Genomic DNA, 22,522 nt, shown 5'->3' with positions numbered 1-22,522 from the left:
GTTTCTTTTATGAAAAAGCTAAATCTGTTCCTTTTCCTGCTGTTCATTGGTGTAGCCACTACAGGCTTCACATTCCGTCTCGCTCCCGACGATTTCTACGCGGGTAAGTGGGATATCATGATTGTCGGTACCCCGAATGGGGATGCCAAAATGGTGGCCGATCTGGTCCGTAAAGACGGTAAACTGACTGGCCAACTGACCCCGTCTGACGCGAACGCCGAGAAGATTCCCATCGAGAGCATTGAAGAGAGCGCCAATAAACTGAACCTGACATTTACGGCGCAGGGGTACAACGTCACGATGGAACTGAATAAAGTCGACGACGATAACCTGAAAGGGTCGATCATGAACGGCATGTTCAATGCCAGCGCCAAGCGCATCAAGAACTAAGGGCAGTCCTGCCTTTTTATCAAACCTATAAGGCCTGGGCGGCCCCGTCCAAACCTTATAGGTTTTTTTGTTTAAAGTGCCTGAAAAAGTAAACACCTTAGTTTATAGCATGAGAGCAAGGGCATTGGCCGTTGTTATGAGCCCTGTTTTTCGTAACGTCCGGAGTACATCGTGGGCTGCTTTAGGTGGATTACGGAGGTTGGCTACCTGGGCTAGAAAAGCTTGTAATACGGCTTCTGGATCTAGCTCGATCAGCTGAGCAATAAACACGTCAGGGTGCTGCGCGTCAATAGCATACAAGCTTAACCGGTCAGCAGGAAAGTCTTTGAGATTAGCCGTCACGATAAGCTGAGCTTGACCACATATGGCAGCGGCCAGCACATGCCGATCGTCGGGATCAGGTAAGTCTAGGACGTTAATCAGATTTTGGTATTGGTGAACAGTAGCTTCTGGAAAAGCGCTGTTCATGGCGTCTGTCGTCTGCGAAAGTTGCTTAGCGGTGAGATCGGGCCGGTTAAGTAGCAGGTTACGCGTCCATTCCTCCTGAATACGATCTGTCCACTTGGGTTTATATAGGTTAGCGTCGGCGAGGTGCAATAATAGATCACGGATGGGAGCCGGATAAAGCACACAGGCATCAAGCAACGCTACAACCCCTAGACTTCCTATCATTCGTAGCCCAAGTTAAGCTCCTGCGCCTGTTGCGCCAGAAACTGCAACTGTTCTTTTCGGCTTGTTTTCTGCTTCGTGGCATAAACCAGTACATCTTCGAGCAATAAACGCCGGTGACTCCCTACCTTTTTGAATGGAATTGCCCCTTCCTCCAATAACTTGACGACATGCGGCCTTGACACGTTCAGCAGATCTGCTGCCTGTTGCGTGCTAATCTCTGAATCGGACGGAATAAGCGAAATGGCTTTGCCTTCTGCCATACTGGCAAGAATCACCGCTAGCAATTGCAAGGCTTTAACAGGTACGTTGAAAGACAGCGAGTTGGTATGAAACTCGATCCTTTCTTGCTCGGATTTATGCTGGGCCATCGCTTTCACTAATACCGGCAAAGACTCGCGGGCTACCTGCTGATCCTGTAGCGTAGGTCTGTTAACGATCGTTTCCATGCCTCTTATTGGATGTTCTGTAGGTGTCAAACGAAATAAACGAAACAGCAGTTCCTCATAAGTAATACGCTCCGCTTGACAGTACCACATATCAGGAAGCTGATTGATAAATTGCCTCTTTGGTTTATCGTTAGCCGATCGCTGATAACAAGGTATGAGATCATTAGCAAGTGCATATGCAGTCAACGATTCGTTTGATGCAATTACTGATGGTAGCTAAGAAGCTTTTAGAATGGAAATATGTGGTTTATCTAGCGGCTCACTTGACGGATTTCAGCAGGCAAATAAAAAGAATGAGCATGCGGCCAATTGGTCTTTTTTTTGGGGGAATCCTACTGGGTTTAGTTGCCAGTTTCTCGGAAACAATGGCGCAGCAGGCCGGGCAATTAGCGGCTGACGAAAAGCGGCTGGTGGCGCTGCGGGCGCGAGTTAAGGAGCAGGACTTCGAGAAACGAACCCGCTACAGCGCTCAGTTTGACAAGGCGTTCGTGGCGTTGCTCAGGGCAAACCCCCAAACGTTGACCTATCCGTTTCGGCAGTTGTCGGCTAAAAATGACCTGCGCGTGGTAACGTCAGCTGACGGTACGTTCAGAATCTACAGTTGGGACGACGAACTGGGTGGAACGATGCGCTCCTTCACTACGGCCTATCAGTGGCGGGATGGTGGTCAAGTGGTCGTGAACGTACCCCGTATTTACAAAGAGGAAGGCGATGCGGGTAGTTTCTGCTCGGCCATCTTTACCGTCGACGTGGGTAAGAGGCGATACTACCTGGCCGTGGAAAACAGTATTTTTTCGACCAAAGACGCCCGGCAGTCCATCGCGGTCTACCGCGTCGATAAGAACCGGCTCATCAGCACCGACGCGCTGTTCAGAACCCAACGTAAGCAGTTTGCCCGAATCGACGTTGACTTCGATTTTTTCAGCGTCGTCGACCGGCCCGAGCGTCCGCTTCAACTGATCACGTACGATGCGCAGCAGAAGATCGTCGCTATCCCGGTTGTCGATGACAAAGGCAAGGTGTCAAATCGCCGTATCCTCTATCAGTTGACAGGCGACCACTTTCAATTTATTGGCATCAAGGCAGCTAAAAGCAAGTGACGCCACCTGAAAAGCTCTGAAACTCACCGGGCCTGACCGACCAGCGCATTGGCCTTGTTATAGGCGTCGAGGCAGTGGGAGAGGGGCTTGCCCTGCTGGTGAATGCAGTCACAGAATTGCTCGCAGGCGGCCGGGTTGCTGCTATCCGGGCACTGCCGCTGACAGTCGCCCAGGGTGTTGCGCGGCATCAGGTCATAGATGGTCGTGACCGTCAGCACGACAAGGACCATTGTGGCGAACACACCGCCCAAAAAGCTGATTGGAAACCGGTTACTCAATACGCGTTTGGGAGCACCCGTGTCGGCAATCGGAGCCGGAATAAAGATGAACTTCAACCGATCATAATGCCAGCCGAGCAAATACAGATTGGCCAGCACCATCAGCGGCGACGTAACCAGCGACCCCTCGAAGCGAACCGCCAGCGAGAGTATACAGATGTTCAGGATAATGGGGAAGTAGAGCAGTGCCCCCAGCAGCACCGTTCGCGGAATCAGCAACAGAACGGCGGCGATCATTTGGGCAATGCCAATGAATCTGTAGTAAAAGCCGGTATGGTGCAGCGCTTCCAGGTAGTTGCCCATCGGGTGATTCACTGATAGCGAGGTAAACCGTTCTCCCACAATCTTAGTGAATCCCGACGGCAGAAAACCAGCCGCCAGCGCTATGCGGACGAATACCGTAAAATACCGGAGCCAGCGGTTGTGCGTTACCTGCGCATGAATGCGGTCGAGTGTAGCTGATAGATCCATAATGAGTAAAGCCCGTCGTGGCGCGTATAGAATTGGTTTTTGAGGAAGTTTACGAACGTACCCAGCGTGATCGCGGCAACAGAACAGTAGCCTGTCAGGTCCTCTAATGGCTTTGCAAGACAAAGTACTTTTTAAATTTATTTATTTCCAACAGATAATCCGTAGAATTTCGGACAAAAAAGCCATACCGATTGGGCATGGCTAACACGACGCCAGCATGCCGCGAGCAGGCGGCTGACGCAGACTGGGGTACGTTCCTGTCGGTTACGCCAGCTTCTTGCGCAGCCAGGCTCTCACCGGTTCATCGTACAGCTTCAAACTGGCATATGCCAGCACGATAGCGCCCGCAAAGGTGAGCAGGGCGTAGGGCCAGGCCTGCCCCAACGTGATGCCCTTGTGGTTGCTGACCCAGGCCACGTAGAAATAGACCAGCACGTAATGGGTCATGTACAAGGGGTAAGATAGGTCGCCGAGAAACTGACAGATCCGTTCTTCCGTCCGGCTGTGGACCACACCACTGGCACCGATGTAGACGATGAGGGGAAAGATAACAATGATGCAAACCGCTTCGTAGAGGCCATTCAGCCAGAGGTACGTTGCCCCACCGAGTCGTGGCATAAACAAGACGGCCGCCACCAACAGGCTGCACCAGACGAACGCGTGTCTGATGCGAACTGGCCGCGCTGTCCGCGACAGCAGCAGACCCGCAAAGAAGGGGAACAGGGTGCGGGTAATGCCAATGCGCATGTGTTCGGCGTTAAGGGTCCAGCCGCCGGTAACGTCGCCGTTGGGATTTGTCAGCGCAAAATGGACCAGCAGAGCACCGGTCAGCGCGACAAACCCGGCCAGGGCTTTATTTGATAATTTCCGGAGCCCTAAGGCGTAGAGGATATTGGCTATGTACTCGAAAAACAACGACCAGCCGACACTATTGAGCGGGTGCATTTCCTGCCAGCCGCGTATGTCCATCGAAAGCGGTATGGGCAGCAGCGTATAGCCGATCAGCATCACGACGAGCAGCTTCCAGACGGGTACGGTATGGATAAGCGGCCAGATGGTAGAGTCGGTGAAGTAAAATCCGATGGCGCCCAGGGTCATGCCCAGCACAACGAGGGGTTGCAGCCGCTCGAACCGACGCCGGAGAAAGCCGCCGATGGTGAGTTTATCCCACCGGTCGTCGTAGGCATACCCGATGACATAGCCGGACAGGAGAAAAAAGAAATCGACGGCCAGGTACCCATGATTGACCTTGTTATCGAGGTGGCTGCTGGCAAGCGGCTCGGTCAGGTGAAACAGCACTACGATGATGGCGGCTACTCCCCGTAGTCCATCCAGGATCTGGTAATGTGGCTTAGTGCCCAGTTCGTTATTATTCATCAAGACAGCGACGCGCCAACACAACGCGATAAATGGACTAAAGAAGGAATGGACGACAATCTTTAGTTACTTTATCGGTAATGCTGCACTAGGGGTATGGCGTCCCCTGCGTTGCTACCCGCGCTATTGCTTATATAGTTGAGAGGCAACTTTCGCTGTTGAGGTATAATCGTCTGGGTACGTTACAGCAGCTTGTCGGGAGTGATGGGTAGCTCACGGACCCGCTTGCCGGTGGCGTTGAACACGGCGTTGGCGACGGCGGCAGCTACGCCCACGATACCCACTTCACCGATGCCTTTGACGCCCATTTTGTTGGCCCGCTGATCGTCTTCGCGGATGAAAATGGCGTCGAGGTTGCCGATGTCGAGGTTACTGGGTACGTGGTAGTCGGCGAAGGAGCGGGTTACGAAATTGCCCCAGCGCGGGTCCGTTACCGATTCTTCGGTCAGCGCCATACCGATGCCCCAGACGTTGCCGCCGATGATCTGCGAACGGGCGGTTTTGGGGTTCAGGATGGTGCCCGCGCCCGTCACGGCCAGAAACCGGGTTACTCTCACCATACCCGTTGAGGCATTCACGGCGACCTCCGCAAAATTGGCGTTGAAGCTATGGGCAGAGTATTCCTCGGCGCTTTCCAGGGGCTTGGTATCGACCCGCGTCTGGTACTCGGTGATTTTCTCCGCCAGCATCAGCTGCATCGCGGTCGGGGGTACAAAAAACTGCTTGCCCGAGCGGAGCACCAGCTCCGACGTGATCTTCTGGCAGGCTTCGTTGACGGCGTTGGCGTAGCTCGACGCGCCCACCGAACCCACCGCCCCGGCCGCTGGGGGCAGGTCGGAATCGCCGATGGTCACCTTCACGTTTTGGATGGGTAAGCCCAGCGCGTCGGCGGCGGTCTGCGTCAGGATGGTATACGTACCTGTGCCGAGGTCGGCCGCGGCCAGTTCGACGGTCGCCAGCACGTCGTTGCCGGTCCGTTTCAGCTTCACGATGGCCGACGTAGGCCGCTGATGCGCCGGGTACGTGCCGCAGGCGACACCGTAGCCGATAAGGTAATTGCCCTGCTGATTTTGCCGGGGTTCCGCTTTTCGCTTGTCCCATCCAAAGGCGTTGGCGCCTTCGCGCAGGCACTGCACCACCGTCCGCGACGACCAGGGTTTACCGTTCGAGGGGTCGCGTTCGGGTTCGTTTTTCAGCCGCAGTTCGATGGGGTCCATCTTCAGCGCGTAGGCCAGCTCGTCCATCGCCGATTCGAGTGCGAAGCTGCCCGTCGATTTGCCGGGGCCGCGCGTGTAGGTCGGCAGGATCATGTTCATGGGCACCACCCGATAGCTGATGAGCGAGTTGGGTACGTCGTACATGAGCTTCGAGCAGTCGCCGCAGGGTTCGATAAACTCATTGTTGATGGCGCTGTGGGTAGTGGTCTCATGCGCCAGCGCCGTCAGTTTGCCGTCGGGCGTAGCGGCCAGGCTCACCTTCTGCACGTTGTGCTGCCGCAACCCCACCGAATTGACCATCTGCTGCCGGGCCAAGGCCAGTTTCACGGGCCGGTTTACCTGTTTAGCGGCTACGGCTGCCAACACCAGATTGGCCCATTGCCCCCCTTTCGACCCAAACCCCCCCCCGATGTAGGGCGACACGATACGTACCTGATCGGGTTTGAGGTTGAGGGTGGCGGCGGCGGCACTCTGTGCCCCGTTGACGATCTGCGAACTGTTGTAGAGCGTGACCCGGTCGCCGTTCCATTCGGCAATGGTGGCGTGGGGTTCCAGCGGATGGTGGTGCTCGATGGGTGTTTCGTAAACCGCTTCCACTTTGATCGCCGCCTGACTCAGTGCCGCTTTGGCGTCGCCCCGTTTGGCGTCGGCCTTGTCTTTGTCTTTCGGCATCACAGCCTGCCCCATCAGCTTCTCAAAATTGACTTTGGCGTCTTTTTTATCGTAGGTAGTTGTCACCAGATGCGCCGCGTGCCGGGCCTGCTCGAAGGTCTCGGCCACCACCAGCCCAATATGCTGTCCGTGGAATTCGATCTCGGGACTCTGCAACAGGGCACCCCCGCGCAGGCCGCCATTGACGTTCAGCTTCGGGGCGTTCTTGTGGGTAATCACGGCCAATACACCGGGTGCTTTTTCGGCCGCCGCCGTGTCGATGTCGCGAATCGTCCCGGCGGCAACGGTGCTTTTGAACAGCACAGCATACGCCAGATTTTTTACCGGGAAATCAGTCGAATAGGTGGCTTTGCCGGTCACTTTGGCGATGCCGTCGATACGGCTAACGGGTGTGCCGATGGATTTGGTGTTCATACGAGTTGTTGTAGGTGATCGGGTAGATGATGTTTTTTTGTCATTCCGAGGCACGAGGAATGACAAAGGCGGTGTTTGGTAATGGGTGAACTGGCTGACGCACAGGAGACGCAAGGGATTGCACGGTCCGCCGCTGCGGTCTCTACCAGTTAACCAATTATGCCTTGCCGCCGTTTAGGGCTGTTTGCAGGGCCAGTACGATGCTGCGTCGGCCTAGCTCTACTTTGAATTTGTTGTGTTCCAACGGTTTGGCGTCGGCCATTTCAGCCTCGGCAGCGCGTTTGAAATTATCGTCCGTAGCGGTTTTGCCGACCAGAAACTGCTCGGCTTTCAGGGCGCGCCAGGGTTTGTGGGCCACGCCGCCCATCGCAATCCGTGCCTGTTTAATCGTGTTGCCATTGCTCAACTCCAAACCCACCGCTACCGACAGCAGGGCGAAGGCATAGGAAGCCCGGTCGCGTACTTTCAGGTAGTACGAATGCTCGGCAAAGGCGTTTTTAGGGAGGTCGATCGCCGTAATCAGTTCGCCGGGTTGCAGGTTGGTGTCTTGCTCGGGTTTATCGCCCGGTAAGCGGTGAAAGTCCGTGAAGGCGATGGTCCGTTCCTGCCCCGCTGCGTTGCGCACCCGCACCACGGCATCCAGCGCGGCCAGCGCCACGGCCATATCCGACGGGTACACGGCCACGCATTTCTCCGACCAGCCGAAGATGGCGTGCAGGCGGTTGATGCCTTCGAGCGCGCCACAACCCGAGCCGGGCGCGCGTTTGTTGCAGGGCATCGACACCTCATAGAAGTAAGGGCAGCGGGTCCGTTGCAGCAGGTTGCCGCCGTTGGTGGCCATGTTCCGGATCTGCCCCGACGCCCCCGCCAGAATGGCCTGCGTCAGCAACGGATACTGTTGCCGGATGAGCGGATGGTTGGCCGCGTCGGTGTTTTTACCGAGTCCGCCAATCGATACGCCACCGTTGTTGGCACCCGTCGTGATGGCCTTGATCTCGGTGAGTTTGAGCCCGCTGATGTCGACCAGCGCGGTGGGGCGCTCCACGTCTTCCTTCATTAGGTCGAGCAGGTTGGTGCCGCCCGCCAGGAACTTGGCGGTTGGGTTGCCTGCCAGTTGGGTCAGCGCGTTGTTGGCGTCTTTAGCGCTGGAATAGGTGAACGGTCGCATCGAGTGGTTGACCCCACCCCCAGCCCCTCCCCCTAGTTTAAGGGGAGGGGAGTTGAGGAGGTTATGTTGGTTTGTGGTTGACTGACTGGCAGCCAATTGGATTCTGTATAGCTTGTGGGGCCTATGCCGAGAAGCGGAACTGTTGCTCGACGGGTTTGCCTGTATGCACTTCCTGAATGGCCGCCACAATGTTGGGATAGGCGCCGCACCGGCACAGGTTGCCCGACATCCGCTCCCGGATTTCGTCGGGTGATAGTTGCACCGGACCGGCCTTTTTCCGCACGTCGGTAGTTACGTAACTCGCGTCGCCTCGGCGGGCTTCGTCGAGCAGGGCCACCGCCGAGCAGATCTGACCGGGTGTGCAGAAGCCGCACTGGAAACCGTCGTGTTTCAGGAAGGCCTCCTGCACCGGATGTAAGGTGTTACCCTTGGCGATGCCTTCGATAGTCTGCACGGTTTTACCCTCGCAACTCGCGGCCAACGTAAGGCACGACAGCACCCGCTGCCCATCGACAATGACCGTGCAGGCGCCGCATTGGCCGTGATCGCAGCCTTTTTTGGAACCCGTCAGGTCGAGGCGTTCGCGCAGTGTATCGAGCAGCGTCATGCGCGAGTCGACGGTAAGCTTACGGGCCGTTCCGTTGACTTTGAACGCCACATTTACGCCATTTTCGATGGCGCTGGGAGCGAGCTCGGCGGCGGATGTTTCGGGCAACGGTCGTGTGAACAGTTGCTCGGCCACGGCTGATTGCGCCGCCAGAATGCCCCCGCCCGCGAGGGTCATGAGCTTGAGAAAATGCCGCCGGTTGACGCCCGTGTCGAGGATCTCGTTCAGGTCGTCGGGCATCAGATCCGCAAACAGTTTCTTCTCGTCCTCCGTCAGGTGAGGGGTTTCGTTTTCGTCTAGCATGCGCTTCTACTATAAAACAAGAGTGGCTCCAGGCTGTGGTTAGCCTGCTCATTGTATAAAACGAGCCAGACGTACCGGTTGTTACCAACTAATTGACGCGTCGGCGGTCCCCGGCTCTTTTCTGGCCCATGAGCCACCATAATCTCGAACACAGTTGACGCAGCAAGGCACAGGTTCTGCTTTGAATTTGGTAACTTTGGCTCATGCCAAAGACCGAAACGCTCGAAGAGTTTTATCAGCACAAATTCAATCACCTACCCGACGAGCTACAGGCCAACATCGGGCAGGTGAACGTGTTTCGCCTGGAAGAGTGCCTGGCTCCCAACGCCAGCCCGGTGCAGTATAGTCGCCGGGATTTTTACAAGATTTCGCTCATCCGGGGCCGCAACGTCTATCACTATGCCGACAAAAGCATCGAGATCGACGGACCCACGCTGCTGTTTTTTAACCCGCAGGTGCCCTATACGTGGCAGCCGCTGGCGGAAGATACCACCGGCTATTTCTGCATTTTTCGCGACGCGTTTTTCGCCGGTCGGTTTGGTGCCGATCTGACCGACCTGCCCGTGTTCAGGCCTGCTGGCAAACCCGCCTACCCGCTAACGGCCGATCAGGACCGGGAGGTGAGTGCCCTGTACGAAAAGATGCTCGCTGAACTCAACTCGGCGTATACGTTCAAATACGAGCTATTGCGGACGTACGCGTCTGAGCTGATCCACTACGCACTCAAACTACGGCCTGCCGAGACGCTGTATCAACACCCCGACGCCCGGGCCCGGCTGACGGCTATCTTTATCGAATTGCTCGAACGGCAGTTTCCGATTGAATCGCCGGGGCAGCGATTTGCCCTGCGCTCGGCGGGCGACTTCGCTCAGCAACTCTCGGTTCACGTCAATCACCTGAACCGTTGCGTTCGAGACACGACGGGCAAAACCACGACCGAACACATCGCCGAACGCCTGTCGGGCGAGGCAAAGGCCCTGTTGCGCCACACCGACTGGAACATCGCCGAGATCGGGTACAGCCTCGGGTTCGATGAACCGGCCCATTTCAACTATTTCTTCAAAAAGCGAACGGGTATGTCCCCGTCTGCTTTTCGGCGTGTTTGAATTTGGTAAGTATCCGCTTGAAATGGGTAAGTGCCTGCGCTGGAAGAGCGGCTACTTTTGTGCCCGTCAACCAGATAACAACATGACTAATCAGGCACAACAAACCAATCAGGTATGGTTTATAACCGGCGCTTCTAAAGGCTTCGGACTCGAACTCGTTCATCAACTGATCCAACAGGGGCACCGGGTAGCGGCGACCTCCCGCGACGGGGCCGACTTACGCCGGGCTGCCGGTATCGAATCGGCCGACTTTCTGCCGATGACGGTCGACCTGACGACGGAGTCGAGCGTCGCTGAGGCGGTTCAAGCCACCATCGCGCAATTTGGCCGGATCGACGTGGTCGTCAACAATGCGGGTTATGGACAGTTGGGCGCCCTGGAAGAGCTGACCGACGAGGAGGCCCGGGCCAACTTTGAGGTGAACGTATTCGGCACCCTGAACGTGATTCGGCAGGTGATGCCGCAACTGCGAAAACAGCAGTCGGGGCATATTCTTAATATCTCGTCGATTGCCGGTATCTCGGGTAGCTTTCCGGGCTGGGGCATTTATTGCGCCACCAAGTTTGCTGTCGAGGGCCTGTCGGAATCGCTGGCTGCCGAAGTGGCCCCGTTCGGTATTAAAGTAACGATCGTGGAACCGGGCTACTTCCGCACCGAGTTTCTGGCAGCGGGTTCGTTACGAGTCGCCGAAAGCAAGCTGATGGCCTACACGCAGGTGCGTGAGTCGGAGGAAGCGCATCAGTCACAAATCCGGGGGAATCAGCCGGGTGACCCGGTGAAGGCGGTTGCAGCCATGATTCAGGTTGCGGGTGATGTCAACCCGCCCCTGCACCTGTTGCTGGGACGGGATGCCTACGCCATGACCGAGGCTAAAATCGAGTCGTTACAGGCCGATATGACCGCCTGGAAAACGCTGACGCAATCGACCGACTTTGCTGACCTGGCTACAGCGTAATGTATTGAACCACAATAAAGAAGCCGGACTGCGTTGCTGCGTGGTCCGGCTTCTTTGTTACGCATTGGTTAATGGCTCCGCCAACGTACCTGAACGTACCTACAGGTTGTCGAACTGATACGTACCGGCGTCGAGCTGTTGCAACGTACCTGAGCCGGGGAGCCGCAGCGTTGCGGTAGAGTTGGGCGGGATGGTGACGCTGTAGGTGACGCCCTTCTTGGCCCGTTTCCAGGCCGACCGGATGGTGCCGTATGGGCCCTCATGCGACGCTTCGAACTGGTCAAGGCCCGCCACGAAATGGGGTTCCAACAGCACGTGCTTGAAGCCCGGCAGGTTGGGGTCGGGTTTAATGCCGCCCAGCGCCTTGTAATACCACGCCCCGATTTCGCCAAACATGATGTGATTCATCGAAATATCGCTTTTGGCGTCGATGGGCCAGTTTTCGTACAACGTCGTCGCCCCGTTTTTGATCCACCAGCCCCACGACGGGAACGTCTCCTGCGCCGCCACCCGGTAAGCCAGATCGGCCTGCCCGTTGTCGCTCAGGGCGTTCAGGATGGTTTTGGTACCCAGCAGCCCCACGTCGATGTGCGTGCTGTCGGCCACGACCCGGCTGGCGAGCGACGTGGCAATGCGGCCCCGGAGGTTGTCGGGCACCACGCCCCAGTGCAGCGGCGCGCTCAGTTCGGTCTGGATGCCGGTGCCGTAGCTGCCCGCCGTTTGGTTGAGGTACCTGGCGTTGATCGCGTTCCGGATTTTAGCGGCCAGGGCAACGTACCTGTCGGCATCGGCCTGCCGGCCCAGCAATCGGGCCACATTTGCCAGAATCGACGCGTCGGTGAAGTAGTAAATCGACGAGGTCAGCTCGACCGGCGCTTTCGACTTCACCGGTACCCAGTCGCCCAAACCCCAGGTAGTCAGTCCGGTCGGGCTGATCTCGGTGATGTGGTCGACGTAACGTTTGATGTTGTCGTAGTTGTCGGCCAGAATTTTCTTGTCGCCGTAAAACAGGTACACGTTCCACGGAATCAGCGCGATGGTGCTGGTCCAGTCGGGGCCGTTCCCCCATTCGTAGCCCCAGCCTCCCGTTGGGATGATGGAGGGCAACACGCCGTTGGGCTGCTGCTCATCGCGGTGGTCGGCGAGCCATTTTTCGTAGATCGTGATGCCGTCGAAGCTATACAGCCCCGTTTCCACCGCAATGTGCGCGTCGCCGGTCCAGCCGTTCTTTTCGCGTTGCGGGCAGTCGGTGGGGTAGCCAAACAGGTTCGAGAGGTACGAGTTGTTGGTAGCCGCCCAGATTTTGTTCAACGTCGGGTCGGCCGAGGTCACCTGCCCCACCACGGGTACGTCGCTGTGCATGAAATAGCCCGTCAGCGCCTCTTTCGTGAGGGCGAGCGGGCGGCTCGTGGTCACCTCTACGTACTGAAACCCTTTGTAGTTGAAATGCGGCATGAAGGTTTCTTCGCCCCGGCCGCTCAGGATGAAAATGTCGGTCTGGAACGGGTCTGACGTACCCACAGGCCGGTAGTGCGCGTCGATGTTGGACTGATCGACCCGGCCGTTGGGATACAGCCGTTCGGCGTGTTTGAGGCGGATGGTCGTGCCCGCCGCTCCTTTGATCCGAAACTGACTCACCCCGGCGATGGTCCGGCCCAGATCATACACAAAAACGGTGTCGTTGATGCGGGTGATGCGTTTGGCCGGAATGGCTTCCACGTTCCGGATGGGGTGCATCGCCTGCGCCACGATGTTGGTCGAGGGTGCCGCCCGGTAGGCCACGTCTTTCCAGGTCGAGTCGGCAAAAGCGGCCGTATTCCAGCCGGGTTGTTCGCGGCGGGCGTCGTAGTGTTCGGCGGTGTAAATGCTGTTGAAGACGATGGGGCTCAGGCTCGTTTTCCACCCTTTGCCCGACGAAATGGTTTCGACCGAGCCATCGGTGTACGTGATCCGCAGGTCGAGGCAGAACGTAGGCCGGGCGCGCCACGGGGCCTGATGGAAATACCAGACGGCGGTCGACTGATGGTTGTACCAACCGTTGCCCAACAGCACGCCAATGGCGTTTTTGCCCGCCTGAAGCTGCGGCGTTACGTCGTAGGTAACGTAGAGCGTCCGCCGGTCGAAGCGCGTGTACATGGGGTCGAGGCGGTGATTGCCGATTTTCTGCCCGTTCAGGTACAATTCATACAGTCCCCCCGCCGCAATGTAGGCCCGCGCCGATTGGATGGTTTTGCTGGTCGAAAACGTCTTCCGAAAGTAGGGAGCGGGTTTCAGGTCGATGTTCGTGCCGTCGCTGATCCAGGCGCCCTGCCAGTTGCGGCTGTTGCCCATGCCGGTTTCAAAACGGGCCACCGCCGATGTCGATGCTTTGTTGTCTTTGTCCCACACCTCGACCCGCCAGTAATAGGCCGTAAACGGTTGAAGCGCCGGCCCGGTATACGTTACCAATTGGGCGTCGGAATCGATACGGCCCGATGTCCAGCCCTTCCCCAGCGCGAGCGAATCGGTGCCGACGTACACCTGATAGGCCGTCTGCTTGGCCCCGTTGCGGGTGTCGGCCAGTCGCCACGTCAGCCGGGGTTCGGGCGAATCGATTCCGAGCGGATTCACCAGGTATTCGCAGCGCAGCCCAACGGGCAGGCAGGGCGGGGCGGGGGCCGCTTTGGCAGTTTGGGCGATGAATAGAACGAGAAGCGTGAGCAGAGTAAGGAAGAGGAGGTTGAGCAGGAGTCGCTTGATCATAGGGCGCGCAGGATGGGGAGGTATCCCAACGACAAAGTCGTTTACTGCCCCCTTTTTAACCCCTTAGCCCGAAACTTCCTGGCTGATGTTGCCGCCCAGGGACGTACCCAGCGCCGTTGGCAACGTACCTGAACGACACCCGACTGACCAGAGGCTCGATTAAGCGTGCCTGAATGGACAAAAGAAGCTCGAAGCAGCAACCTTCTGCACTGGCTTTAGTTAGCTGTTATAGTCTATCGACGTAGTATGAAACTGTCGATGGGCCTTACTCAACAACAGCATACAACCATGAACAAGGAAAATCAGCTGAACCGACGCCAGGTGATCGGCGGCATTGGCGGTGGCCTGGCTACCGTTATGGCGGCGCCTATACTCGCCAACGCATCGACCGAACCTGTGAACGCACCGCCCGCGCCCGCTTTGCAGGACCCTACGACCAAGTACCCCAAGCCGCCGTTTAAAGAGCAGCCACAACCCTGGCCGGGCCTCGCCAGCAAAATGGACCCCCGTCCCGATCACGGCGAGCAGAGCTACAAAGGCTCGGGCCGCCTAACGGGCCGGAAGGCGCTCATCACCGGCGGTGATTCGGGCATGGGCCGGGCGGCGGCCATTGCCTACGCCCGCGAAGGGGCCGACGTAGCGATCAACTACCTGCCCGCCGAAGAACCGGACGCCAAAGAAGTGATTGCGCTGATTAAGGCGGCGGGGCGGAAAGCGATTGCCATTCCTGGCGACCTTCGCGACGAAGCCTTCTGCAAACGTCTGGTCGACGAGGCCGTTAAAGGCTTGGGTGGGCTGGATATTCTGGTCAACAACGCGGCCCGGCAACAACAGCGGGCGTCGATTCTGGAGCTGACGTCGGAAGACTTCGACGCCACGATAAAAACGAACATCTACGCGCCGTTCTGGCTGACGAAGGCCGCTCTGCCCCATATGCCACCGGGTTCGGCGATCATCAGCACAACGTCTGAACAGGCCTATGATCCGTCGCCCAATCTGTTTGACTACGCCCAAACCAAGGCGGCGAACATGAACTTTGTGAAGTCGTTGGCCAAACAGCTTGGTCCCAAAGGGATTCGGGTCAACGGCGTCGCACCGGGTCCGATCTGGACACCCCTACAACCCAGCGGCGGCGCGACGCAGGAGAAACTAAAAACCTTTGGCGGTGATACGCCGCTGGGACGCCCCGGCCAACCCGCCGAACTGGCGTCGATCTACGTGCAACTGGCTGCCAGTGATGCCAGCTACGCCACGGGACAGGTCTATGGGGCTGCTGGTGGTAACGGCCAGCCGTAGTTATATTACGTGCTGTCAGATCCCCGATCTGACAGTTTTTGGGTCATCGACCCAGCAACGGCAAACTCAATGTTTGGCGAGTCGGCCGACTTTGCGGCAATTGAATTGCCTCTCGCTGGGTCTGGGACCCATATTCTATCAGATCGGGGATCTGACAGCACAGCTATCACTCGGGTGTCAGCACCGGCCAGCCTTTGCGGAAGGTGAGCTGCCGAAACGCCAGGCGGGCTTTGCCTTTGTCATCAGCATCGTAAAAATGAATGGATACCAGTTGCCGTTTGCCGTCGCGCAGTAACCCCACGTGCCCCGGCCCGATATAGCGGCCTTCGGTGCGCAGAACTACCGTGCCCCCGCCGGCGGTCAAATCGCGCCCCGACTGATCGACGAACGGCCCAAGCGGACTGGTCGACCGCCCAACCACGATGTAGTAGGTGCTGTTAAGCCCTTTGCAACACAGACCGTTGTTGGCGAAGAGGTAATAATAGCTACCCTCCTTAATAAGCGCCGCCGCTTCCCAGTCGGACTGCCGCCCACCCGCGACGGTTTTCACCGTAGCGCCTGCTTTGAGTTTGCCCGTCAACGTATCGATCTCGACGGCACCTAAACCACCATGAAACGAGCCGTAGGTGAGGTACACCCGGCCATCGGTATCGCGCAGCAGGCTGGGGTCGATGGCGTTAATATCCGTCCTTACTTTCGACGAAACCACCATGCCCTGATCGGTCCAGCGGTAGTCGGGCGATTGCGGGTTTAGGGTAGGGGAGGTCGCTATGCCAATGGCCGACACCGGCGACCCGAAGGTCGAGCAGGAATAGTAGAGAAAATAGCGGCCGTTCATCCGAATGCAGTCGGGTGCCCAGAAATGCCCTTTGAAGCCGCGCACCGTGCTGTCGATCCAATTGGGCCAGGTGCCTTTCTCGAAGACCGGCTTTTGCGGCGTCCAGCGCTTACGATCGGGCGAGCTAACCGCCTGAATGCCGTTACCCGTCGCGAAGTACCAATACGTACCCGCTTCGTTCAGGACCGTGCTGGGGTCGTGCGTCACGATGTCCGGGTCTTGCGCCAGCGTCGTGAGGCTACCCAGTAACCCCACCAGCAGGCCGATCAGCGCACTCATTCGGATCATCAACATTTGGATGAATTGGCTGAAAAAAGAAAGCGGATAAACCTGGCGAACCCGGTTTATCCGCTTCAGGGGTTCCGTCAGTTAAATCGAAATTTTCTGTACCGGCGTATAAATCAGCTCGGCTACCCCAACGGTCTTCACCCCGATGCGCGCGAAGAAGTACCCACGCCCACTGAGCGAGGCTGGCAGTGCCAGCGAGAACGCCAGGCTTTTCGTCAGGTCGGCGAGGGCGGTACCGCTGAGGTTGACGGCCCCGGCGTTGTTCGTCGCATCGACATACTGCGTCGTGCCCACGTAAAGCGTCGCCCGCTCGATCGCCCGCCCGGTAGCCACCTGACTCACCGTACAGCTTGCTGTCAGGTTGGTGCCGCTCCGTTGAATGGTCGGATTCCGGATCACGAAATAGGGCTGCACCGGTACGTCGACCTGCACCGCGCCACGTACCTGTACCTGAATGGTATCGGTGTTGTCGACCCAGGGACCATTGCCCCGCAGCCGCACCAGCTTGTAGTTGCCGTCGAAGACAGTGGCCGCAAACGACCCGTCCTGCGCCACGTAGACCGGAATTTTGGTGTAGAGCTGAAAGCCCGGTTGCCATAATTCCAGCTGAACGCCGTTGGAACGTACCCCCACCGGCTGATTTTCGTAAACAACCCGCCCTGTGATGGTCGAGGTTGGGGGTTCGAAGTTGTCTTTGGCGCAGCCACCCAGCAGGAGACTCCCCGCCAGCAGACCAAGATATATCGCTTTCATAGTCGGTTCTTAGTGAAACGGATTACGAACTAGTTTAGGATTATTGTTGAGCACCGCCTGATCGATCGACGAGTAGTAGTTACCCAACTGGAAGAGGCGCGGCGCCCGGAAACGCGGGGCCAGCAGTTTCACAAACACATACTTGCCGTCGCGGGCGTCGCCGGGCCGCACAATGCGGTAAGGGTAGAGCGCATACATCATCGCCTCGGGGTTGGTGGTGTTGCCGTTCCAGACTTCGTGGGCCGTGCGCCAGCGTTTCAGATCCCACACGCGGTGGTCTTCAAACGCCAGCTCCACCCGCCGCTCGTTCTGAAGCCGGGCCAGCGTGAGCGTGGTGAGGCTGTTGGCCGGGAAACCTGCCCGCTCACGTACCTGATTCACGTAGGTCAGCGCTTCGCCGGTCTGGCCAAGTTCAAAAGCCGCTTCGGCGGCGTTGAGCAGCACTTCGCCCAGCCGGAAACGTACCCACCACATGTCGCTCCGGATACCGCGCGTGCTCGACAGCGGTGCCGGATCGATGTATTTCCGCAGATAGAAGCCTGTGTTCGATACCTCCGTCTGCGAGCGTTGCGGCCCCGAGCCACCCGTCAGCAGTTTACCATCGGTATAGTTCGACCCCAGCGTACCACCCTCGACCACCTGATACGTGCTGTTGGCTGCGTTCCAGACCATTACTCCCGCCTGAATCTGCACTTCCTGTCCTTTGAAGCTGGTGCCGGGGTAGATAACCGTTCCGTAGAGCCGGGCGTCTTTGTTGGTAAACGGCCCGCTCAGGTTATCGTAATAGATGTAATCCCTGTCGTCGGGCGTGCGGGTTTTCAACGTACCGGCGCTGCCGTCCAGGTACTCATACGCCTCCACGAGGTTCAGCACGGGCGTAACGTTGGACGACGACAGGTTGTCTTCGCGGATGTTGCGGGCAATGTTATCGTAGCTGAAGCTGTGGCGTTTGTCTTTGGCCGTCAGGAAATCCTTCGCCAGAATCACTTCCGAGTTGTTCAGCTTCTTGGTGATGGCCTCGAAGAAATTTTCGCCCAGGTTCGGGTTGGCCTTGTAGAGCCGGTAGGGGCCGCCAATGACTTCTTTGGCCGCTTCCAGCGCTTTGGTGTAATACTCCTGCGCTCGTGCCGCCGGAATGCCTACTTCGCCGCCCGGTGTGCTGATGGGCGCCCCCATGCGGTTGTTGTATTTGGCAATAGAACCCGCGTAGAGCATGGCCCGGCTTTTCAGCGCCATCGCCGTGTACCGGTTGGCGCGGGTGTTGCTGCCCGCGTTGCCCAGATCGTTTTTGATGGCGTCGAGTTCCGTGGCAATGAAATCATACACCTCCGACTCCTTGTTGCGCGGAAACTGCAACGAGGTAGGGTCGCCGCTGAAGTCGTAGATGAGCTGCTTCGTGATGATGGGTACACCACCCATCCGCTTTACCAGTTCGAAGTACATGTAGGCGCGCAAAAACCGGAATTCGGCCGAAAACTGCGCCTTCTGCGCGGCGGTCAGGGCTGTACTTTTCGTTTCGATGTTTTCCAGCGCCAGGTTGATGTCGCGGATGAGGCCGTAATCCCACAGCCGCCAGCGGTCGAACCCATACGAGATGATGTTGTTGGGGCCATCGTTGTTGCCCGACCACATAGCCTCGTCGTAAGCCGCAAACTGGTCCCAGCCGTTGTCGATCTGGGTGTGGGCCGGCAGCCGGTCGTAGTAGTTGGCCAGCAGGCTCGTAATCAGTTTGGTATCATTCCAGACCTGGCTTTCCAGGATAATGTTGGGTGGCTGGCGTTCCAGAAAATCGTCTTTACAGGCCGTTAGACTGAGGGTCAGCAGGCCAAGCGACAGGTATTTATGTATGCGTTTCATGTGTCAAGTCGGGTCAAATGGGTTAAAAGCTCAGCGCAAAACCAGCGTTGTAGAGGCGTTGCGGCGGATACACCAGCGCCCCGTTGGACGAAATCTCCGGGTCTACCTCGATCGCCTTGAGGTTGTCGAACGAAACCAGGTTGGTGCCGTTGACGTACACCTTCATGGCCGACACGCCGAATTTGCCCAGGAACGTTTTCGGCAGGTTGTAGCCGATTTCGAGGTTACGCAGGCGCAGGTAGCGCACGTTGGTGACCCAGAAGTCGCTGCGGCGGCTATAGTTCACGTGGCTGGGGCTGTCTTTCCGCACGGGTGGGTACGTGCCGGATACCCACGGGCTGTCGGCGTTGAAGGGGTCGGCCCGGTGCCAGCGATCTTCGAAGATGTAGGACGGCGACGTACCGTTGTTCTGGAACGGAATCTTCTGCTCGACCTCGCGCCGGAACGTCTGCAACCCTGCGCCTACGACGTCGACCTGTAGCGTGAAGCCCCGGTAGCCAAACGAGCCGTTGAACGCATAGTTGAAGTAAGGCGTGGCGCCTTCGGCATAGCCAATGGGCCGCTCGTCGAGGTTGTTGATCACGCCATCTCCGTTGACATCTTTATAGATGAAATCGCCGGGGAGCTGCGTGCGGTTGCCCTGCCCGTCGTTGTCGACGCGATACTCGTCGATTTGCTGCTGTGACTGGAACCGGCCCTCGACCTGATAACCCCAGTTGATCCCCGACCAGCGATCGACGGCCGAGTTGCGGTACTGATCCCACGAGTTGCCAAAACGGGGTTTGTAGATGTCGAGGCTCCGCTGACGGGCCAGCGTGGCGTTGGCGCCGAGGGTATAGGTCAGCCCACCCACCTTGCCTGAATACGACAGCGCACCCTCGATGCCCCGGATGGCGTCGGAGTTGAGGTTGGCATTGGGCAGGCTATAGCCCACTTCGCTGGGTAGCAGCACGTCGTACTGCGCAGCGGGCAAGCCGGTACGTTTGCGTTCGAAGACATCAAACTGCCCCGAAATTTTACCGCCAAACAGCCCAAAGTCGATACCCACGTTGGTCGAGATGTTGTTCACCCACGACAGTGTTGTGATGGGCAGGCCGCGCGGCTGTACGCCAATGACGTAGTTGCCGTTGAAGATGGCGCTACTCGACAAGAAGTTGTAACCGGGCAGGTAGCTGAACGGCGCGACAATGAAGGCGTCGTTGATCAGGTCGCTACCAGTGCGGCCGTAGCTGGCCCGTAGCTTGAACTCGCTGATCGTGTTGCCGACTTTGTCTTTGAAGAACGGCTCTTCGCTCAGCCGCCAGCCCAGCGACGCGCCGGGGAAGAAACCGTACCGCCGACCGGGCGCAAACAGGAACGACCCGTCATACCGGCCCAGCAACTCGACCAGGTACCGTTGCTTGAAGTTGTAGTTGACCCGACCAATGTAGCCCGCCCGCGCCGTTACGTTCCATTCATCAATCAGGACATCCTGGTTGGCAAAAGACATCAGCGGAATATAGTTGTTGGGCGGAACGGTGTGCACCACCAGGTATTTGTTGTCGGTATCGTAGCGCTCGTAGGCCGCTACTGCCGATAGCCCGTGGCTGCCAAACTGCTTGTTGTAGCTAGCCTGCAACTGCATGAATCGGTCGGCTATGTTGCGTTTCCGGCGTTCGCGCCAGGGGTTCTGGTTACCACCGCCCGGCACCACGTTGTAGCTATCGGTAGCGGCGTCGTAGGTGTAGGCGTCGTAGGTGTACTCAAACCCGTCGAAATCGAAATTGGTGAAGTTGTAGGAATACGTTCCCTTCACATTCAGGCCAAAGTCGAGGTCATACTGCGCCGTGAAATTGGCTTTGACCGCCCGCCAGATTTCGCTGATTGTACCGGTGATTTCTTTCCGGTAGGTAGCGGGGTTCACGTTTACGTTGTGCGTCTGGGCGATGTAATTCGGGTTGTCGTTGGCGTAGGGCCGTTCGGTTGGCCACATCGAGAAGATACTGAGGAACGGGTTGAAATAGTCGTCGAGTCCCGGAACACCCACCTGAAAACGGTCTTCGATGCGCCCGCTGATCTGCGTGCCGATCCGCAGCCGTTTGCTGAGGCCCGCCTCAACGTTGGCCTGGAAGTTACTCCGCTTGAAGTTGTAGTCCCGAATGAGCGCGTCCTGCGTCAGGTGGCTGGCCGACACATAGTAGGTGACATTGTCTGACCCGCCCGACACGCTGGCGTTGATATACGCCTGGGGTACGTTGGGCCGCATCACCATGTTGTAGTAATCGAAGCTCTGGAACCCTTTCTCGGTGCCCACGCGCCATTTCTCCAGTTCAGTCGGGGTAATGCTGGTGGTAATACCCCGGTTCTGATCCGACTCGGCCAGCGCCCGCACGTGCTGATAGGCATTGGCGGGACGGGGGTAGCGCGTAAAGTTTTGTAGCCCGTAATAGCCCGACAGGCTGATGACGGGTTTCTGCCCGGCTTTACCCCGTTTGGTGGTGACGAGTACGACGCCGTTGGCGGCCCGTAACCCATAAATAGCGGCCGAGCCGTCTTTCAGAATGGAGATGTTCTCAATATCGTTGATGCCTAAGTTGTTGAATTGACCCGCGTCGGCCACGATGCCGTCGATGACGTACAGCGGCGCACCCATGTTACGAATCTGAATGTTGGTGCCACCACCCGGCCGGGCGTCGGTCTGTCGGGCCGTAATGCCTGGTACGCGCCCAACCAGTGCGCTCGACGTGGCCACGGCGGGCGTCCGGATGATGTCATCGGCCTTGACCGCCGCGACTGACCCCGTTACGGTTCCGCGCGACTGCGTACCGTAGCCCACGACGACCACTTCATCGAGCGACTGATCTTCAGCCACCAGCGTGATCGCTAGTTTGACTGAATTGCCAACCGTAATTTCCTGTTTCTGGTAGCCTACAAAAGAAAACACCAGCACGGTGTTGGGGTCGGGCACGGTAATCGAGAACTGCCCCTGATTGTCGGTGGTGCTCCCGCGCACGGTGCCTTTGATGACCACGTTGACACCGGGCAGGGTTTCGCCCTTTTCGTCGGTGACCCTGCCCGTCACCACAATGTCGGCAAGGGGGGCGGTCATCGTGCGTCGTTCGGTTTTTGTCTCCGTGCCGCCGGGCGCTCTGGCTATGGTAGTCGTAGCCATCATGCCACAGGCCAGCGAAATGAGGGCGCACATAGTTGCCTGGCGATGCGGCAAGCGCTGTACTGATCGTCTCATGAGTCTGACTGTTTAGAGGGTTTTTAAACGCTGAATGTTAGGAATAGAAAGGAGAGCTAATCATCTATCTGTGAAGTAGAATAATCCTAAAAATCAAAGCTATAATACTGAGTTATTAAAGAGAAATTAAAGTCAAAAAACAGTCAGTATCCATCAATAGGTATTATGTAAATTGAAATTTGGAAAGGCGATATATAAATAAATTGCATTTATTGACTCAAATTTGACATGATGCTAAGTAAATTGATGATGACAAAATGGTGCCAGTAGATACTCGCTTGGAGAGTGTATCGTTACGTTGGTTTGTCGGCAATAGTTTGATAGTAGACACGCTGGCATACCAAAA

At 57.4% G+C, this 22,522-nt stretch carries 17 protein-coding genes; 5 read left to right on the top strand and 12 right to left on the bottom strand.

Annotated features, from left to right (window positions below):
- Window positions 1-9: 9 nt before the first annotated feature.
- Window positions 10-390 carry a hypothetical protein gene (locus ACAW74_RS11030; protein WP_370698255.1) on the top strand — a complete coding sequence of 127 codons (381 nt, stop codon included), beginning with the start codon at window positions 10-12 and terminating at the stop codon, window positions 388-390.
- A 102-nt stretch (window positions 391-492) separates the two neighbouring features.
- Here the strand turns inward: ACAW74_RS11030 and ACAW74_RS11025 are convergent, their stop codons facing one another.
- Both ACAW74_RS11025 and ACAW74_RS11020 read right to left on the bottom strand, forming a co-directional pair.
- Window positions 493-1,062, bottom strand: a complete 570-nt coding sequence (locus tag ACAW74_RS11025; RefSeq protein WP_370698254.1) for a VapC50 family PIN domain-containing toxin — start codon at window positions 1,060-1,062, stop codon at window positions 493-495.
- Window positions 1,059-1,508, bottom strand: a complete 450-nt coding sequence (locus ACAW74_RS11020; RefSeq protein WP_370698253.1) for an excisionase family DNA-binding protein — start codon at window positions 1,506-1,508, stop codon at window positions 1,059-1,061. Before ACAW74_RS11020 ends, ACAW74_RS11025 begins: the two co-directional genes overlap by 4 nt.
- 299 nt (window positions 1,509-1,807) lie before the next feature.
- Between ACAW74_RS11020 and ACAW74_RS11015 the strand changes: the two genes are divergently transcribed.
- The gene (locus tag ACAW74_RS11015) at window positions 1,808-2,608 is read left to right on the top strand and encodes a hypothetical protein (RefSeq protein ID WP_370698252.1); all 801 of its coding nucleotides are present in this window, start codon (window positions 1,808-1,810) and stop codon (window positions 2,606-2,608) included.
- A gap of 23 nt (window positions 2,609-2,631) precedes the next feature.
- On the opposite strand, the gene ACAW74_RS11010 is transcribed toward ACAW74_RS11015, so the two are convergent.
- The 5 genes from ACAW74_RS11010 to ACAW74_RS10990 all read right to left on the bottom strand — a co-directional run bounded on the left by ACAW74_RS11010 (window position 2,632) and on the right by ACAW74_RS10990 (window position 9,115).
- Window positions 2,632-3,357 carry a DoxX family protein gene (locus tag ACAW74_RS11010; RefSeq protein ID WP_370698251.1) on the bottom strand — a complete coding sequence of 242 codons (726 nt, stop codon included), beginning with the start codon at window positions 3,355-3,357 and terminating at the stop codon, window positions 2,632-2,634.
- A 264-nt stretch (window positions 3,358-3,621) separates the two neighbouring features.
- Window positions 3,622-4,734, bottom strand: coding sequence for an acyltransferase family protein (locus ACAW74_RS11005; protein ID WP_370698250.1), 1,113 nt, complete (start codon window positions 4,732-4,734; stop codon window positions 3,622-3,624).
- 182 nt (window positions 4,735-4,916) lie between these two features.
- Window positions 4,917-7,037, bottom strand: coding sequence for a xanthine dehydrogenase family protein molybdopterin-binding subunit (locus ACAW74_RS11000; RefSeq protein ID WP_370698249.1), 2,121 nt, complete (start codon window positions 7,035-7,037; stop codon window positions 4,917-4,919).
- A 157-nt stretch (window positions 7,038-7,194) separates the two neighbouring features.
- Window positions 7,195-8,205, bottom strand: a complete 1,011-nt coding sequence (locus tag ACAW74_RS10995; RefSeq protein WP_370698248.1) for an FAD binding domain-containing protein — start codon at window positions 8,203-8,205, stop codon at window positions 7,195-7,197.
- 121 nt (window positions 8,206-8,326) lie between these two features.
- Window positions 8,327-9,115: a 2Fe-2S iron-sulfur cluster-binding protein gene (locus ACAW74_RS10990; protein WP_370698247.1), complete on the bottom strand. Its 789-nt coding sequence runs from the start codon at window positions 9,113-9,115 to the stop codon at window positions 8,327-8,329.
- Between the two features lie 203 nt (window positions 9,116-9,318).
- Between ACAW74_RS10990 and ACAW74_RS10985 the strand changes: the two genes are divergently transcribed.
- Complete coding sequence (locus ACAW74_RS10985) at window positions 9,319-10,221, top strand: helix-turn-helix domain-containing protein (protein ID WP_370698246.1); 903 nt, start codon at window positions 9,319-9,321, stop codon at window positions 10,219-10,221.
- Between the two features lie 82 nt (window positions 10,222-10,303).
- Complete coding sequence (locus ACAW74_RS10980) at window positions 10,304-11,176, top strand: oxidoreductase (RefSeq protein WP_370698245.1); 873 nt, start codon at window positions 10,304-10,306, stop codon at window positions 11,174-11,176.
- A 99-nt stretch (window positions 11,177-11,275) separates the two neighbouring features.
- Here the strand turns inward: ACAW74_RS10980 and ACAW74_RS10975 are convergent, their stop codons facing one another.
- Window positions 11,276-13,918: a glycoside hydrolase family 78 protein gene (locus tag ACAW74_RS10975; RefSeq protein ID WP_370698244.1), complete on the bottom strand. Its 2,643-nt coding sequence runs from the start codon at window positions 13,916-13,918 to the stop codon at window positions 11,276-11,278.
- Window positions 13,919-14,206: 288 nt separating this feature from the next.
- Between ACAW74_RS10975 and ACAW74_RS10970 the strand changes: the two genes are divergently transcribed.
- Complete coding sequence (locus ACAW74_RS10970; protein ID WP_370698243.1) at window positions 14,207-15,214, top strand: SDR family oxidoreductase; 1,008 nt, start codon at window positions 14,207-14,209, stop codon at window positions 15,212-15,214.
- A 166-nt stretch (window positions 15,215-15,380) separates the two neighbouring features.
- On the opposite strand, the gene ACAW74_RS10965 is transcribed toward ACAW74_RS10970, so the two are convergent.
- The 4 genes from ACAW74_RS10965 to ACAW74_RS10950 all read right to left on the bottom strand — a co-directional run bounded on the left by ACAW74_RS10965 (window position 15,381) and on the right by ACAW74_RS10950 (window position 22,176).
- Window positions 15,381-16,340, bottom strand: a complete 960-nt coding sequence (locus ACAW74_RS10965) for an arabinan endo-1,5-alpha-L-arabinosidase (protein WP_370698242.1) — start codon at window positions 16,338-16,340, stop codon at window positions 15,381-15,383.
- A gap of 81 nt (window positions 16,341-16,421) precedes the next feature.
- Complete coding sequence (locus ACAW74_RS10960) at window positions 16,422-17,093, bottom strand: DUF3823 domain-containing protein (protein WP_370698241.1); 672 nt, start codon at window positions 17,091-17,093, stop codon at window positions 16,422-16,424.
- Window positions 17,094-17,102: 9 nt separating this feature from the next.
- A complete protein-coding gene (locus ACAW74_RS10955) occupies window positions 17,103-18,950 on the bottom strand; it encodes a RagB/SusD family nutrient uptake outer membrane protein (RefSeq protein ID WP_370698240.1) in 1,848 nt (615 codons plus the stop codon).
- Window positions 18,951-18,972: 22 nt separating this feature from the next.
- Window positions 18,973-22,176, bottom strand: coding sequence for a SusC/RagA family TonB-linked outer membrane protein (locus ACAW74_RS10950; protein ID WP_370698239.1), 3,204 nt, complete (start codon window positions 22,174-22,176; stop codon window positions 18,973-18,975).
- Between the last annotated feature and the right edge of the window lie 346 nt (window positions 22,177-22,522).

The organism is Fibrella musci (assembly GCF_041321105.1).
Lineage (GTDB): Bacteria > Bacteroidota > Bacteroidia > Cytophagales > Spirosomataceae > Fibrella > Fibrella musci.
Note: the sequence above shows the minus strand (reverse complement) of the source record. Positions and strands in the feature narration are given on the sequence as shown.